13 protein-coding genes are annotated in these 14,783 nt (G+C 67.5%); 3 read left to right on the top strand and 10 right to left on the bottom strand.

What is annotated here, in order from left to right; all coding sequences use genetic code 11:
- Nucleotide 1: 1 nt before the first annotated feature.
- The gene (gene gltA, locus NZL82_RS02115) at nucleotides 2–1,285 is read right to left on the bottom strand and encodes a citrate synthase (protein WP_261268124.1); all 1,284 of its coding nucleotides are present in this window, start codon (nucleotides 1,283–1,285) and stop codon (nucleotides 2–4) included.
- Nucleotides 1,286–1,287: 2 nt separating this feature from the next.
- Nucleotides 1,288–2,724, bottom strand: a complete 1,437-nt coding sequence (gltX, locus tag NZL82_RS02110) for a glutamate--tRNA ligase (RefSeq protein ID WP_405051331.1) — start codon at nucleotides 2,722–2,724, stop codon at nucleotides 1,288–1,290.
- Between the two features lie 79 nt (nucleotides 2,725–2,803).
- Here gltX and NZL82_RS02105 point away from each other — a divergent pair, with 79 nt between their 5' ends.
- Nucleotides 2,804–4,900 (top strand): ComEC/Rec2 family competence protein, encoded by a 2,097-nt coding sequence (locus tag NZL82_RS02105; RefSeq protein WP_261268122.1) that lies wholly within the window; start codon nucleotides 2,804–2,806, stop codon nucleotides 4,898–4,900.
- Here the strand turns inward: NZL82_RS02105 and lexA are convergent.
- Genes lexA through NZL82_RS02075 form a run of 6 tightly spaced genes read right to left on the bottom strand, consistent with a single transcriptional unit; the run spans nucleotide 4,891 to nucleotide 9,704 of the window.
- Nucleotides 4,891–5,574, bottom strand: a complete 684-nt coding sequence (gene lexA, locus NZL82_RS02100; protein WP_261268121.1) for a transcriptional repressor LexA — start codon at nucleotides 5,572–5,574, stop codon at nucleotides 4,891–4,893. The genes NZL82_RS02105 and lexA overlap by 10 nt on opposite strands.
- Nucleotides 5,575–5,629: 55 nt before the next feature.
- Complete coding sequence (glp, locus tag NZL82_RS02095; RefSeq protein WP_261268120.1) at nucleotides 5,630–6,814, bottom strand: gephyrin-like molybdotransferase Glp; 1,185 nt, start codon at nucleotides 6,812–6,814, stop codon at nucleotides 5,630–5,632.
- 46 nt (nucleotides 6,815–6,860) lie between these two features.
- The gene (moaC, locus tag NZL82_RS02090; protein ID WP_261268119.1) at nucleotides 6,861–7,328 is read right to left on the bottom strand and encodes a cyclic pyranopterin monophosphate synthase MoaC; all 468 of its coding nucleotides are present in this window, start codon (nucleotides 7,326–7,328) and stop codon (nucleotides 6,861–6,863) included.
- Nucleotides 7,325–8,101, bottom strand: a complete 777-nt coding sequence (trpC, locus tag NZL82_RS02085) for an indole-3-glycerol phosphate synthase TrpC (RefSeq protein ID WP_261268118.1) — start codon at nucleotides 8,099–8,101, stop codon at nucleotides 7,325–7,327. The genes moaC and trpC overlap by 4 nt, the downstream gene beginning before the upstream one ends.
- Nucleotides 8,098–9,093, bottom strand: coding sequence for an anthranilate phosphoribosyltransferase (gene trpD, locus NZL82_RS02080; protein ID WP_261268117.1), 996 nt, complete (start codon nucleotides 9,091–9,093; stop codon nucleotides 8,098–8,100). Before trpD ends, trpC begins: the two co-directional genes overlap by 4 nt.
- Nucleotides 9,090–9,704 (bottom strand): aminodeoxychorismate/anthranilate synthase component II, encoded by a 615-nt coding sequence (locus NZL82_RS02075; RefSeq protein ID WP_261268116.1) that lies wholly within the window; start codon nucleotides 9,702–9,704, stop codon nucleotides 9,090–9,092. Before NZL82_RS02075 ends, trpD begins: the two co-directional genes overlap by 4 nt.
- A gap of 182 nt (nucleotides 9,705–9,886) precedes the next feature.
- On the opposite strand from NZL82_RS02075, the gene NZL82_RS02070 reads away from it, so the two are divergent.
- Nucleotides 9,887–10,342, top strand: coding sequence for a hypothetical protein (locus NZL82_RS02070; RefSeq protein ID WP_261268115.1), 456 nt, complete (start codon nucleotides 9,887–9,889; stop codon nucleotides 10,340–10,342).
- A gap of 95 nt (nucleotides 10,343–10,437) precedes the next feature.
- Here NZL82_RS02070 and trpE read toward each other — a convergent pair whose 3' ends face one another.
- The gene (gene trpE, locus NZL82_RS02065; protein ID WP_261268114.1) at nucleotides 10,438–11,955 is read right to left on the bottom strand and encodes an anthranilate synthase component I; all 1,518 of its coding nucleotides are present in this window, start codon (nucleotides 11,953–11,955) and stop codon (nucleotides 10,438–10,440) included.
- Entirely contained in the window at nucleotides 11,942–13,888 is a 1,947-nt protein-coding gene (locus NZL82_RS02060) for a peptidylprolyl isomerase (RefSeq protein WP_261268113.1), read from the bottom strand. Before NZL82_RS02060 ends, trpE begins: the two co-directional genes overlap by 14 nt.
- Before the next feature lie 134 nt (nucleotides 13,889–14,022).
- On the opposite strand from NZL82_RS02060, the gene tpiA reads away from it, so the two are divergent.
- Nucleotides 14,023–14,769 (top strand): triose-phosphate isomerase, encoded by a 747-nt coding sequence (tpiA, locus tag NZL82_RS02055; RefSeq protein ID WP_261268112.1) that lies wholly within the window; start codon nucleotides 14,023–14,025, stop codon nucleotides 14,767–14,769.
- The last annotated feature ends 14 nt before the right edge of the window (nucleotides 14,770–14,783 follow it).

The raw sequence follows: 14,783 nt of genomic DNA, 5'->3' as shown, positions 1-14,783 counted from the left end.
CTTAGCGCTGCTCGACCGGAACGTAAGGACGCTGCGTCGGGCCGGTGTAGAGCTGACGCGGACGGCCGATCTTCTGGTCGGGATCGGTGATCATCTCGTTCCACTGCGCGACCCAGCCGACGGTGCGGGCAAGCGCGAACAGCACGGTGAACATCTCGGTCGGGAAGCCGATCGCCGACAGGATGACGCCCGAATAGAAGTCGACGTTCGGGAACAGCTTCTTCTCGACGAAATATTCGTCGTTCAGCGCGATTTCTTCGAGCCGGAGCGCCGTCTCGAACAGCGGGTCGTTGACCTTCAGCGCGTCGAACACCTCGCGCACGGTCTTCTGCATCACGGTCGCGCGCGGATCGTAATTCTTGTAGACGCGGTGACCAAAGCCCATCAGGCGGAACGGATCGTTCTTGTCCTTGGCGCGGGCAATGAACTCCGGAATACGCTCGGGCGTACCGATCTCACGCAGCATGTTGAGCGCGGCTTCGTTCGCGCCGCCATGCGCCGGGCCCCACAGACACGCGATGCCCGCCGCAATGCAGGCGAACGGATTGGCGCCCGACGATCCGGCCAGACGCACGGTCGAGGTCGACGCGTTCTGCTCGTGATCGGCGTGCAGGATGAAGATGCGGTCCATCGCCTTTTCGACGGCCGGGTTCACCTCATAGGCCTCAGCCGGAACGCCGAAGGTCATGCGCAGGAAGTTGCCGGTGTAGGACAGCGAGTTGTCCGGGTACAGGAAGGGCTGACCCACACTGTACTTGTACGCCATCGCCGCGATCGTCGGGATCTTGGCGATCAGGCGGTGCGACGCAATCGTCCGCTGTACCGGATCGTGAATGTCGGTCGAGTCGTGATAGAAGGCGGACAGTGCGCCGACCACGCCGCACATGATCGCCATGGGGTGCGCATCGCGACGGAAGCCGCGGAAGAACGCTGCCAGCTGCTCATGCACCATGGTGTGGCGCGTGATGGTGGTGGTGAACTCCGACAGTTCGCCCTGGTTCGGCAGTTCGCCGTTCAGGAGGAGATAGGCCACTTCCATGAAGCTGGAATTTTCGGCCAGATCGCCGATCGCATAGCCACGGTGCAGCAGCACGCCTTCGTCACCATCGATATAGGTCAGCTTCGACCGGCACGAGGCGGTCGAGGTGAAGCCGGGATCGTAGGTGAAGGCGCCGGTCTGGCCATAAAGCTTACGGATGTCGACCACGTCCGGGCCGATCGAGCCGGACATGACCGGATAGTCGAATTCTTTGCCGCCGATGCCGAATTTCGCGGTGTCGCTCATACTCAATGATCCTTCCTATCTGCGGTCATCTGGTCCGCGATCCGCCCCAGGCTTTCTTCACGGCCCAGCAATGCGAGCACGTCGAAGATTCCCGGAGACGTCTTGCGTCCGGTCAAGGCGGCGCGGAGCGGCTGGGCGACCTGACCGAGCTTCACGCCCTCGGCTTCGGCCACCTTGCGTACCGCGTCTTCCAAAAGCTCCGTATCCCAGTTGTGCACCGCGTCAAGCGCGGTGTGAACGGAAAAGAGAATGCCCCGTGCCTTTTCGTCGAGCAGGCCGGTGGCGGCGTCGTCCAGGCTCAACGGACGGGTCGCGAAAAGGAAGCGCGCGCCGTCGGCCAATTCGTTCAAATTCGCCGCGCGCGGCTTCAGCGACGGCATGGCGGCGGTCAGCAACGCCACGTCCTCGACGCCCATACGCTGGGCCACCAGATCGGCCAGTCGCGAATCATCGGCCTCACGGATGTAGTGGCCGTTGAGATTTTCGAGCTTCTTGAGGTCGAAGCGCGACGGCGCCTTGCCCACGGCGGCCAGGTCGAACCACTTCACCGCCTCGTCGCGCGAGATGATCTCGGCATCGCCGTGACCCCAGCCCAGGCGGAGCAGATAATTGTCGAGCGCTTCGGGCAGGATGCCCATCTCATCGCGATACGCCTCGATCCCGACTGCTCCATGACGCTTGGACAGCTTGGCGCCGTCCGAACCGTGGATCAGGGGGATATGGGCATAGATCGGCTCGGCCCAGCCCATCGCCTTGTAGATCGGCAACTGGCGGAAGGCATTGTTGAGGTGATCGTCGCCGCGGATCACATGGGTCACGCCCATGTCGTGATCGTCGACCACCACCGCCAGCATATAGGTGGGCGTGCCGTCCGAGCGAAGCAGGACCAGATCGTCCAGTTCGGCATTCTGCACGGTCACGCTGCCCTGCACCCGGTCCTCGATCGTGACGGCACCTTCGCGGGGTGCGCGCAGGCGGACGACGAAGGGCTGGTCCGCCGGGGCGGTGGCGGGATCGGCATCGCGCCAGGGCGAGCGGATGCGCAGCGGCTGCTTGGCGGCCTGCGCGGCCTCTCGCTGGGCGGCGATCTCGTCCTGGGTCATGTAGCAGCGATAGGCATGGCCGCGTTCCATCATCTCGCGGGCGACCTTGGCATGGCGATCGGCGCGGGCGAACTGGAACACCGCGTCGCCGTCCCAATCCAGGCCCAGCCAGCGCATGCCGTCCAGGATCGCGTCGATCGCGGGCTGGGTCGAGCGGACGCGGTCGGTATCCTCGATCCGCAACAGGAACTTGCCGCCATTGGCCTTGGCGAACAGCCAGTTGAACAGCGCGGTGCGCGCGCCGCCGATATGGAGGAAGCCGGTCGGCGAGGGCGCGAAGCGGGTCACGACCCCGTTGGCGGCCGACCCGGTAGCGATATCATCTGTTGCGCTCAACCGCGCATACTCCCAATCATGAAATCCGATGGCCCATTCAGCCGCCGCAGCCCCTAGCATCAAGCGTCCGCGCCGCCAAATGCCGCGCCTCGCCTGGGCCGAGCGTTGGGCCGAGGCGGAGCGGAACCAGTTACCCCTGTGGGTGCCGGTCATGCTTGGGGCCGGTATCGCTTGCTGGTTCGTGCTGCCCGATCCACGCGCGTGGATCGGCATGGTCTTGGGGCTGGCCGGAATAGGGCTGGCGGCGGTGACGCTGGCCGATGGCGGACGGGTGTCGCGCATGGTGGCGATCGCCGCCTTTCTGATGAGCGCGGGGGTGTTGCTTGCCTGGGCGCGGGCCGATTCGGTGCGCGCGGCGGTACTCCAGCATCCCGCCATCGCGACCATGGTGGCCGAGGTGGAGGGGATGGATCGGCTGGCCGCCAGGCGGATCGTGCGGTTGATGCTGCATCCGCTGGAGGCACGCGACGGTCGGGACCGGCCCATCGTCCTGCCGCCCCGCATTCGCGTATCCTTGCACGAGGAGGATGCGGTCGCCGGACTGGGGGCAGGGGCCCGCATACGCCTTCGCGCCCGTTTGATGCCGCCGGCTGGGCCGGTCGCCCCCGGTGGCCATGACTTTGCACGGGCGGCCTGGTTTCAGGGGATCGGCGCGACCGGGCGCGGCTTTGCGCCGGTGGGAGTGATGCAACCCGCCCCAGACACCGTGGGACTTCGTCAGCGATTGTCGGCGCGTATCACGTCCCGGATCGCGGGCAGCGCGGGCGGGATCGCGGCCGCGCTCGCCACCGGTGATGTCGGGGCGATCGAAGACGGTGATGCAGAGGCGATGCGCCGCGCGGGGCTGGCGCATCTGCTGTCGGTCAGCGGGCTGCACATCACGGCGGTCGTCGGCATCGTGATGGTGCTGACGGTGCGGCTGCTGGCGCTATGGCCTTGGCTGGCGCTTCGGGTACGTTTGCCCTTGGTGGGCGCGGCGGCGGGGGCTTTGGCGGCGATCGGCTATACCTGGCTCACCGGCGCCGAGGTGCCGACGATTCGGTCCTGCGTCGCGGCGATGCTGGTGCTCGCCGCACTGGCGCTGGGGCGGGAGGCGATGACGTTGCGCCTCGTCGCGGCTGGGGCGTTGATCGTCCTGGTCTTCCGGCCCGAGGCGTTGGTGGGCGCGAGCTTCCAGCTATCCTTCGCCGCGATCACCGCCATCGTCGCGCTTCACGATCATCCAGCGATGCGACGCTGGTTCGGCCCGCATCCGGACTGGCGATGGTCGATGCTGCGCCATCTGGCGGCGTTGCTGGTGACGGGGCTGGTGGTCGAGGCGGCGTTGATGCCGATCGCGATCTTCCACTTTCACAAGGCCGGGCTTTACGGTGCGATGGCGAATATCATCGCCATTCCCTGGACGACGTTCGTCGCGATGCCGCTGGAAATGATGGCGCTGCTTTTGGAGCCGCTGGGCCTGGGCGCGCCCTTCTGGTGGATGTTGGAGAGATCGCTTGGCTTGCTGCTGGCGCTCGCCCATCATGTCGCGGTCATGCCCGGCGCCGTGGTGGCTTTGCCGGTCGCGCCCGTCTGGGCCTTTGCGGCGGCGCTCGGGGGCGGACTATGGGTGGCGCTATGGCGTACCGGCTGGCGTTGGTCGGGAATGCCGATTCTAGCCATGGGTTTTGCCGTGATGTTGGCGGCACCGGCGCCGGACCTGATCGTCACGGGTGATGGCCGCCATGTCGCGGTGTCCACCAGCAAGGGCGTTGCCCTTTTGCGCGATCGTGCGGGCGATTATATGCGCTCGACCCTTTCGGAAATGGGCGGCTCCGATGCGGAGCCACAGGCTCTCGCCGATCAGCCGGGCGCGCGGTGCGGGCAGGATATGTGCGTGACCCGGATCGCGACGGGCGGACGTCTCTGGCAGGTCGCCGCGACCCGTAGCGGTTATGCCGTGCCATGGGACGACCTGATCGCGTTATGCTCCCGCATGGACATCGTCATCGCGGATCGCCGTCTGCCCGCCGCGTGTCACCCACATTGGCTGAAACTGGACACCCCCGCATTACGTCGGACGGGCGGGCTGGCGATCCGGTTCGACCCACCGCGAGTCGATATGGTCCGCCAGCCAGGTGACCGTCACCCATGGGTGGAGGCCGCTGCCGATCCGGCGAGCCGCCCTCAATCGTAGCGGCGCAGGATGCCCGACAGCTTGCCCTGCACCCGCACCTGCGCGGGCGCATAACGCTGAGGATTATAAGCACGGTTGGCCGGGTCGAGACGGACCATCGAGCCCTCTCGCCGGAAATATTTGAGCGTCGCCTCCGAATCGTCGATCAAGGCGACGACGATCTGTCCATCGCGCGCCACATCGGTCCGGCGGATCAGCGCATAGTCGCCGTCCAGAATGCCCGCTTCGACCATCGAATCACCCGAGACTTCCAGCGCATAATGCTCGCCCGAACCCAGCAAAGCGGCGGGCACGGCCAGAGTGGAACTGCCCTCGAACGCCTCGATAGGAAGACCGGCGGCGATCCGGCCGTGAAGCGGGATTTCGACCACGTCATTGGCGGGCTCGGCCAGCGGACGGACCGAGGGACTGCGGACATTGTCCGAAGCGGCAGCCGACGCCGTTACCGGCTTTTCGGGCCGATCGGGCATCCGCAACACCTCCAGCGCGCGGGCGCGGTTGGGCAGGCGACGGATGAAGTGGCGTTCCTCCAGCGCGGAAATCAGGCGGTGGACGCCCGACTTGGACTTGAGGTCCAGCGCCTCCTTCATCTCCTCGAAGGACGGCGACACCCCGGTTTCCTTCAAACGGTCATTGATGAAGCAGACAAGCTCATGCTGCTTTGCGGTGAGCATCGCGATCCTCCGTCCAGAACAGACGTGGAACTTATATGGAACGTTTGGGCTTGCGTCAAGCGAGCATCAGGATTTCCGCCGAGTCGCCCTCGTGCGCCGCTGGAGCATGAGGCGGGCGGATCACCAGGCAGGTCGACCGTGCCAAAGTCAGCAGCATCGAACTGTCCTGGATCGCGGCGGCATGGACGCGCCCGTCGATCATCGCGGCGCGGAGATAGTCGATCCTGGGCCCATTGGCGGGCAGATCCTCGCCCAGGACCGCGGGGATCGGCGCGGGGAAGGGATCGGCGGCGCCTGCCATATGCGCGATCAGCGGGCGGACGAACAGGGTCGCGGTGACGAAGGCGGATACCGGATTACCCGGCAGGCTGAGCACCACCGTCTTACCTAGTCGCCCAGCCATCATCGGCTTGCCGGGGCGTAGCGCGATCCGCCAGAAATCGATGCTTCCCCCCGCCGCCTTCAGCGCGGGCTGGACCAGGTCGTGATCGCCCACCGACGCGCCGCCGGTGGTGACGAGCAGATCGGCGCGAACCCCCGCAAAGGCGTCGCGCAGGCGCTCCAGATTGTCGGGCAATATGCCGAGGTCGATGATCTCCACCGGCAGCTCGGCCAGCATCGCCGCGAGCATGACGCCGTTCGATTCGGGGAGCGCGGCAGGGTCGCCCATTCCCGGTGGGACGAGTTCGTCTCCCGTCGCAGCGATGGCGACGCGGACCGGTGGGCGGACGGGCAGGGTGCCATGGCCCCCGGTCGCGGCGACGGCGATCCGAGCGGGCGTCAGTCGCTGGCCCGCGGCGATCAGCCGGTCGCCCGACGAGAAATCGAGACCCCGGCGGCGGACATTGCGGCCCGGATGCGCGGGACCTTCGCCGGTCAGGATCAGCATCGTGCCGTCGCGGCCGGCTTCCTCCTGAATCAGCACGGCATCGGCGCCGGGCGGCATGGCGGCGCCGGTGAAGATGCGGGTCGCCTGGCCCGGCCCGACGCTGTCGGTGAAGGGACGTCCGGCGGCACTTTCGCCGATCACCGTCCAGGGCCCCGGCATGTCGGCGAAGCGGATCGCATAGCCGTCCATCGCCGACAGGTCGCTCGCGGGCTGGGTTCGCGCCGCCAGCACGTCACGTGCCGCCCAACGGCCGGCAGCCTGTCGCAGGGGGAGGTCGACGATCGGGCGATCGGTGGCGAGCGCGATCAGACGCTGCTGGGCTTCGGCGACGGGTAGAAGAATGACGGTCACTCCTGTTGGCCCAAGGCCGTTTCGCGGCCGATCGTCGTTCCCGGCGTCAGGCGTGCCAGTCGCCCGACTTGCCGCCGGTCTTCGACACCAGGCGAATATCGCCGATCGCCATGCGCTTATCCAGCGCCTTTGCCATGTCATAAACGGTCAGCAGCGTGACCGACACAGCCGCCAGCGCCTCCATCTCCACCCCCGTCTGCCCCGCCGTCGCGGCGGTGGCGGTGGCGGTGACGCCATCCGCCTCCAGCACGAGATCGATCTCGACCTTGCTAAGCGGCAGGGGATGGCAGAGCGGGATGAGGTCGCTGGTCTTCTTGGCGGCCATGATCCCCGCGACGCGCGCGACGGCCAGCACATCGCCCTTCTGGACGCTGCCCGCCGCAATGGCGGCGGCGGCTTCGGGTGCCATGGTGATGCGGCCCTTTGCCACGGCTTGCCGTGCCGTCACCGATTTCGCCCCGACATCGACCATGCGGGCCGATCCGCTATCGTCCAGGTGGGTGAGGCCGGTCATCCGATCAGCGCACGCGTGGCGGCCTCGACATCATGCTGACGCATCAGAGCCTCGCCGATCAGGAAGCAGTGAATGCCATGCTCGGCCATCGCGTCGAGGTCGGCGCGTGTCGTCAGACCACTTTCGGCGACGAAGGTGCAACCTTCCGGCGCGCGGCCGACCAGTTCATAGGTCCGCTGGAAATCGACGGAGAAGTCGCGCAGGTCGCGATTGTTCACCCCGATCAGCCGCGACTTCAACCGGGCGGCGCGCTCCATTTCGGCGGCGTCGTGCACCTCGACCAGCGAGTCCATCCCGCATTCGATCGCGGCGGCTTCGATCTCCTGCATCTGCCCATCGTCCAGTGCGGCGACGATGATCAAGATCGCATCGGCCCCCAGCGCGCGTGCCTCATGCACCTGCCAGGGATCGACCATGAAATCCTTGCGCAGCACCGGGATCGACACCGCGGCGCGCGCCTGTTCCAGGAATATGTCCGCTCCCTGGAACCAACGCTCGTCGGTCAGCACCGACAGGCAGGCCGCACCCCCGGCCTCATAGGCGCGGGCATGGGCGGGGGGATCGAAATCCTCGCGGATCAGGCCCTTGGACGGGCTGGCCTTCTTGACCTCCGCGATCAGCGCATGGCCGGTCTTGGCGTCCAGGGCGGCGCGAAATCCGCGTGGGGCGGAAACGGTTTCGATCTTGGCATCCAGATCGGCGAGCGACATCGTCGCCTTGCGCGCGGCGACATCGGCGCGCTTGGTTTCCAGGATGCGGTCGAGCATCGTCATCGGTAGGCTATCCATCGGTCGAGGAGCGCCGCAGCATCCCCGGTATCGATCGCGCGGGCAGCGGCCACGGCCCCCTGGGCCAGATCGGCGCTGTGCCCGGCGACCATCAGGGCGGCGGCGGCATTGAGGAGAACGGCGTCGCGATACGCGCTTGGCTCTCCGGCGAGGAGGCGGCGAAGCGCTTCGGCATTGTGCCGGGCGTCGCCGCCGCGAATGGCGGTGATCGGGTGACGGGGCAGCCCGGCATCCTCTGGCGTGATCGTGGCGGGCGCTTCGATGGAGCCTACCGACACCGCGATGCTGGAACCCGCGCCGGACAGCTCGTCCAGCCCTTCCTCGCCCGAGACGACCAGAGCCGCCTCCGCACCGAGCTGCTCCAGCGCCTCGGCATAGACGGTGGCATAGTCAGGACGGGCAATGCCGATCAACTGTCGCCCGACACGCGCGGGGTTGGCGAGCGGGCCCATCAGGTTGAAGATCGTCCGTCGCCCGATCCGCCGCCGGATCGGGGTGATACGCGCCATGGCAGGATGGTGGTTGGCGGCGAAGAGGAAGGCGATGCCGATGTCGCCCAGGCTCGCCTGCGCCACCTGTCCCGCGCGCTCCATGTCGAGGCCCAACACCTCCAGCGTGTCCGCCGCGCCCGCCTTGGACGAGGCCGCGCGGTTGCCATGCTTAGCGACCGGCACGCCCAGTGCCGCGACGACCAGCGAGACGGCGGTCGAGACGTTGAGCGTATGATGCCCGTCACCACCGGTGCCGCACACATCGATAGTGCCCGATGGCGCCTCGATCGGGATCAGCCTTTCGCGCATGGCGCGTGCCGCTTCCGCAATCTCGATCGAGGTTTCGCCCCGTTCGGCCAGCCGGGTCAGGAAATCGGCGACCGCCTCGTCATCCGCGCGCCCGTCGAGAATGTCGGCAAAGGCGGCATGTGCCGTCTCGCGCGACAAGGGGCTGACGGGATCGGGGAGGAGCGCGATGGTGGTCACGCCGCCGTCTCGGCGGGCGGACGCAGCCGCTCGGGAAGGTCGTGCGCGATTCCCGCCTCGCGCAGGAAATTGGCGAGCATGGCATGGCCGTATTCGGTGGCGATGCTTTCCGGGTGGAACTGGACGCCATGGATGGGCAGGGTCCGGTGGCGGAAGCCCATGACCGTGCCATCCTCCGCTCGGGCGTTGACCACCAGGCTGTCCGGCACGTCGTTGACGATCAACGAGTGATAGCGCGTGGCGGTGAAGGGCGAGGGGAGACCCCGGAACAGCCCCGTCCCGTCATGATGCACCGGCGATGTCTTGCCGTGCATCAGGCCGCCGCGTTCCACCAGCCCGCCGAAATGCTGGCCGATCGCCTGATGGCCCAGGCATACGCCCAGCAGCGGACGGCCCGCATCGGCCGCCGCCTCGACCAGATCCAGGCTGACGCCCGCTTCGGTCGGCGTGCAGGGGCCGGGAGAGATGAGAAAGGCTTGCGCCCCCGACGAGAGCGCTTGGCCCGCCGAGATCGCGTCGTTGCGGACCACCTCCACCTCGCTGCCCAATTCCTGAAGATAATGGACGAGGTTCCAGGTGAAGCTGTCGTAATTGTCGACGACCAGGATCATGGAACCGCCATAGCCGATCGCGCGGGCGGTGCAACGTCTGCGTGACGCATGGGGAAGGTCGGCCCCCTCGCGTCTGCGACACATGGCCGTAATTTCGCCCGAATGGCGTCGTCTGGGCGAACCGTTCAGCGTGGAGCCATGCGCCACGTCCGACGTTAAAGTCTCAAAGGAGTCCCGTTGCCATGGTTCGAGCCGCCCTGATTGCTGCCCTGTTGCTGACCCCGGCCACGGCGTTCGCCCAGCAGGCCACCCAGGATCAGCAAGCCGCGACCGGCCAGCCGCCCAAGCGGGTGCGGCAGGTGACGTTGACCGGCGATCAGAAATGTCCCGAAAGCACGGCCGAGGAAGTCGTGGTCTGCGGCCGGGACGACGAGCCCTATCGCATCCCGAAGGGCCTGCGCGACGACAAGCCGATCCCCGCGCAGAATCAGAGCTGGGTCAACCGCGCGGCGACGATGGATCAGGTCGGACGCGTGGCGGGCGGCATCCCCGACACCTGCTCGCCGGTCGGTACGGGCGGCCAGAGCGGATGCAGCATGACCTGGAACCGCCAGTTCGCCGACGAACGCCGCGCCCGCCGCGCGGAGCAGACGCCGCCTCCCGCCGACGGGGATTGCGGAGATCGCGGGCGGCGATAGACCGAGCCTCATCCCCCGTCCGGCGCTTCGTGCTTCCTCCCTCTCTCATCGAGAGGAAGAATTACTAGCGGGCAGGAAGGACGAAGGTAAGAGACTTACTGTCCGAAACCCCCTTCGCCTGCCCGCGCGACCGCATCCCGGGCGGCGGCGAGCATCGCGCCCGCCTTGGCTTCGCATTCGCGCTGTTCGTAAGCCGGATCGCTATCGGCGACGATCCCCGCGCCCGCCTGGACATGGATGGTCCCGTCCTTCACAACGGCGGTCCGCAGCACGATGCACGAATCCATCGACCCATCGGGCGAGAAATAGCCGACGCCGCCCGCATAAGCGCCGCGCCGCTCGGGCTCCAGTTCGGCGATGATCTGGCAGGCTCGGACCTTGGGCGCGCCGCTGACCGTGCCCGCCGGGAAGCCCGCGAACAGAGCGTCCAGCGCATCCTTGTCATCGGCCAGGCGGCCGACGACGTTGGAGACGATGTGCATGACATGGCTGTAGAATTCGACGGTATAGCTATCGGTCACCCGGACGCTGCCCGCTGATGCTGCGCGACCGACATCGTTCCGACCGAGGTCGAGCAGCATCAGATGCTCGGCGCGTTCCTTCGGATCGGCGAGCAGGCTGTCGCGGTTGGCCGCATCCTCGGCCCCGGTACGCCCACGCGGACGGGTCCCCGCGATCGGCCGGATGGTCACTTCGCCGTCTCGGACGCGGACGAGGATTTCCGGGCTCGACCCGATCAGCGAAAAGCCGGGCAGGTCGAGATGATAGAGGAAGGGCGAAGGGTTGATCCGCCGCAGGCTGCGATAGAGTTCGAACGGCGGCAGTGCGAAGGGCGCGGAAAAGCGTTGCGCCAGCACCACCTGAAATATGTCGCCCGCGACGATATAGTCCTTCGCGCGCGCCACCATCTCGGCATAGCGGCCCGGCGGCAGGGCGGGCTCATAAGCCGGCTCGGGCAGGTCCGCGCGTAAGGCGGGTGGAAGCGCGGTCGTCGCCAGCCGTGCGGCGGTCGCGTCCAGCCGGTCCTCCGCTTCGGCAATCATCCGTTCGGCATCGCGTGCCGCATCCGGCCAGACCGGCGCGACCAGATAGAGTGCGTCGGCCAGCCGGTCGAAGACCAGGATCACGGTCGGCCGCACGAAGATCATGTCGGGCAGGCCCAGCGGATCGGCCTCGGGCTGCGGCAGGTCCTCGACCAGTCCGACCGTCTCATAGCCGAAATAGCCGACGAGACAGGCGAGTGCGGAGGGAAGCCCATCAGGCACATCCGCGCGACATTCGGCGACCAGATTGCGCAGGGCGGTCAGCGTCGGCTGCGCGCACGGCTCGAACGCGTCGCGGTCGGTCGCCCAATGGCGGTTGATCGCGGCGTCATGGCCATGCGCCCGGAATACCAGATCGGGGGCGAGGCCGATCAGGCTATACCGTCCGCGCGTCGCGCCGCCCTCGACCGATTCGAGCAGATAGTCGCCGCGCCCCGGCTCGATCAGCTTGAGCGCCGCCGCCACCGGCGTTTCGGTGTCGGCGATCTGCCGCCGCCAGATCAGCAGCGGCTGCCCGGCCTTCAACCGTTCCACCGCGCCGCCGGCGGCGTTCGCCTCAATTGCCGCCATTGTTCAACAGTTCCGCACGAACCTTGGCCACCGCCTTGGGATCGGTCTTCACACCCACCACGTCGCGAACCGCACGGGCGAATTGCGAGACATATTCGCGGCCGATCAGGCGGCCGATATCGGCGCGCGCGGCGCGGATCGCGTCATCGTTGCCGGCCGCGTTCCCCGCCTCGATCTTCGTCACGCGCAGGATGTACCAGCCCTCATTCTGCGGTGCCTCCAGCGTGCGCGCCTTGTTCTGCGGCATCGAGAAGAGCAGCGCGAGCGGCGCGGCGGCGGGGGTGTTCTGCGCGGCGGCCAGATCACGGCGCGACGCCGCGATCGGGCGGACCGGCGGAGTTGCGAGCCCGGTTTCCTTCAGCGCCTGCGCCATCGGCATGCCCTTGTTGACCTTGGCCAGCACGGCGTTGGCCAGCTTGCGCGCGGCGGCGCGGGCGCGGTCGGCATTCAGGTCGGCCAGCACCTGCTGGCGCACCTGCGCCAACGGACGCGGGGCGGAGCGCTGAACCTGACCGACGCCGACGACCGCGAAGCCGCCATCCTGGCCGATCGGCACGATCTGCGGCGCATCGCCTTCGTCTGCGGTGAACGCGGCGGTGATCATCGCGCGCTGTTCCGGCGTCGGCTGGAAGCCGGGCGCGTCGGGTGCGGCGCCTTGCGCGGTGACGGCGGGCGTCGTCTGCGCCTGGAGCTTGCGGTCGGCCACCACCTCGTCAAAGGTCGCGTTGCCCGACAGCGCATCCTCGATCGTATTGCGCATTTCGCCAAGTGCGGCGGCCTGCTTCTGCTTGGTCAACTCGGCGACGATCTCGGGACGCGCCTGCGCCAGCGTCTTGCCCGGCACCTGAGTGACCGCGTCGACCTTCGCCACGACGAAGCCCAGCGTGCCGCGAACTGGGCCGACCACCGCGCCCTGGCCCGCGCCGAACACCGCATCGGCCACGGCGGCCGAGCTTTGCGCGGCATAGGCGGCCTTCTCGACTCCCTTTTGCGTCGAGGCCTCCAGCCCGGCGGCACGCGCCGCATCGGCGAGCGAGGTGCCCGACTTCGCCTTGGCGGCCAAGGCACTGGCACCAGCCTGATCGGCGACGATCACCTGGGTCACGTCGCGCTTCTGGGTCGCGGCGTAGCGCGCCTGGTTGGTCTGATAATAGCGCGCAATCTCCGCCTCGCTCGGCGTGGCGCTGGCTGCGACGGCGGCGGGGGTCACCAGTGCGTAGCGGACGGTGCGGCGCTCTGGCAGCGTGTAGCGCTGGACATTACGCTGATAGAAGGTCTGCAGATCGGCATCGGTCGGGGCAGGGCCCGCGGGCACCAGACGGGTCGGGATATAGCCGACCTCGCCCGCGCGCTTTTCCAGAAGCAGCGAAGCATAGGGCAGCGCCATCTGCATCGCGAACTGGGTCGCGCCGATGGTGGGGACGGTCAGCTGCTGGGCAAAGGTCGTCCGCTCGATGTCGGTGCGGACCTGCGCGTCGGTCATCTTGCGCTGCGCCAGAAGCTGTTGATACAGCGCCGGATCGAACTGGCCATTGGGACCGCGAAAGGCAGGGATCGAAGCGATCTGGCCATCGACCAGACGCCGCGACACGACCATGCCCTGCTCCCTGCCGAATTGTTCGAGCGACAGGCCCGTGATCTCGCGCTGAAGCACCCCTTCGAAGCCGCCGGCCGCAACGAACTGCGCCATGTCGAGCGTGGGCTGTTCCTGGCGATAGGCCGCGACCTCGTTCTGCGCGGCGGTGCGCAGGTCGTTGGCGGTGACCTTCGCATCGCCGACCTTGGCGACGTCCGACCCGGTCAGCCCGCCCGCCATTCCGGCGATGTTCGACACGTCGCCCGCCGCAAAGGCGATGGCGATGATGCCGAGCACGATGAAGGTCACGATGACGCCGGCCTTCGAATTGATGATCCGGCGGAAGAAGCTGAGCATGGACGACCGATCGGCAAGGAATAAAAACGTGCCCGCTTTAGGGGGCACTCGCGCCCGCATCAAGCTTGTGCGGACGCCACGATACGCTATCGATGTTGAACACGTAAAACACACGACTCAATGGGAGCCTGAATATGGCACGGCGCAAATTGGTGGCGGGCAATTGGAAGATGAACGGCTCGCGCGCTGCTCTGGCCGAACTGGACGCTATCGCCCGCGCGGCGGAAGCGGCTCCCGGTGTCGATGTGGCGATGGCGGTGCCCTTCACGCTGATCGCCCCCGCCGCCGAGCGGGAGCCGGGCCTGGCGATCGGTGCGGAGGATGTGCACGACCGTGATTCGGGGGCGCATACCGGTTGCGTCTCGGCGGGGATGGTCAAGGAGGCGGGCGCGCGCTTTACCATCGTTGGTCATTCGGAACGGCGCGCGGATCAGGGGGAGACCAGCCAGGACGCCTGGGCCAAGGCGGCGGCGGCGCATCGCAACGGTCTGAACGTCATCCTGTGCTGCGGCGAGACGGAAGCGGAGCGCAATGCCGGTCGTGCCGAGCGCGTGGTGCAGGCGCAGATCGAGAAGTCGGTGCCTGACAATGCGGACGGCAGCTGGTTTACGCTCGCCTATGAACCGCGTTGGGCGATCGGCACGGGGCGGACGCCGACGGTGGACGAGGTCGCGAGCATCCACGCGATCGCCCGCGCCAAGCTGCGGATGCTGATCGGCGATGCGGCCGACGAAGTCCGTATCCTTTATGGCGGCTCGGTAACCGGCGACAATGCCGCGACCTTGCTGGGGGTCGAGAATGTCGATGGCGCGCTGGTGGGCGGCGCCAGTCTGACGGCGGCCAAGTTCGTGCCGATCATCGAGGCGGCGGCGGGATTGTGATTTTGCGGTGCGCT

Origin of the sequence: Sphingomonas sp. LC-1 (assembly GCF_025371035.1) — a bacterium.
Classification (GTDB): Bacteria; Pseudomonadota; Alphaproteobacteria; order Sphingomonadales; family Sphingomonadaceae; genus Sphingomonas; species Sphingomonas sanguinis_E.
Note: the sequence above shows the minus strand (reverse complement) of the source record. Positions and strands in the feature narration are given on the sequence as shown.

Coding starts and splice junctions, on each gene's coding strand:
- gltA (WP_261268124.1), bottom strand. CDS start 1,285: ATGAGCGACACCGCGAAATTCGGCATCGGCGGCAAAGAATTCGACTAT.
- NZL82_RS02105 (WP_261268122.1), top strand. CDS start 2,804: ATGCCGCGCCTCGCCTGGGCCGAGCGTTGGGCCGAGGCGGAGCGGAAC.
- lexA (WP_261268121.1), bottom strand. CDS start 5,574: ATGCTCACCGCAAAGCAGCATGAGCTTGTCTGCTTCATCAATGACCGT.
- moaC (WP_261268119.1), bottom strand. CDS start 7,328: ATGACCGGCCTCACCCACCTGGACGATAGCGGATCGGCCCGCATGGTC.
- trpC (WP_261268118.1), bottom strand. CDS start 8,101: ATGACGATGCTCGACCGCATCCTGGAAACCAAGCGCGCCGATGTCGCC.
- NZL82_RS02075 (WP_261268116.1), bottom strand. CDS start 9,704: ATGATCCTGGTCGTCGACAATTACGACAGCTTCACCTGGAACCTCGTC.
- NZL82_RS02070 (WP_261268115.1), top strand. CDS start 9,887: ATGGTTCGAGCCGCCCTGATTGCTGCCCTGTTGCTGACCCCGGCCACG.
- trpE (WP_261268114.1), bottom strand. CDS start 11,955: ATGGCGGCAATTGAGGCGAACGCCGCCGGCGGCGCGGTGGAACGGTTG.
- NZL82_RS02060 (WP_261268113.1), bottom strand. CDS start 13,888: ATGCTCAGCTTCTTCCGCCGGATCATCAATTCGAAGGCCGGCGTCATC.
- tpiA (WP_261268112.1), top strand. CDS start 14,023: ATGGCACGGCGCAAATTGGTGGCGGGCAATTGGAAGATGAACGGCTCG.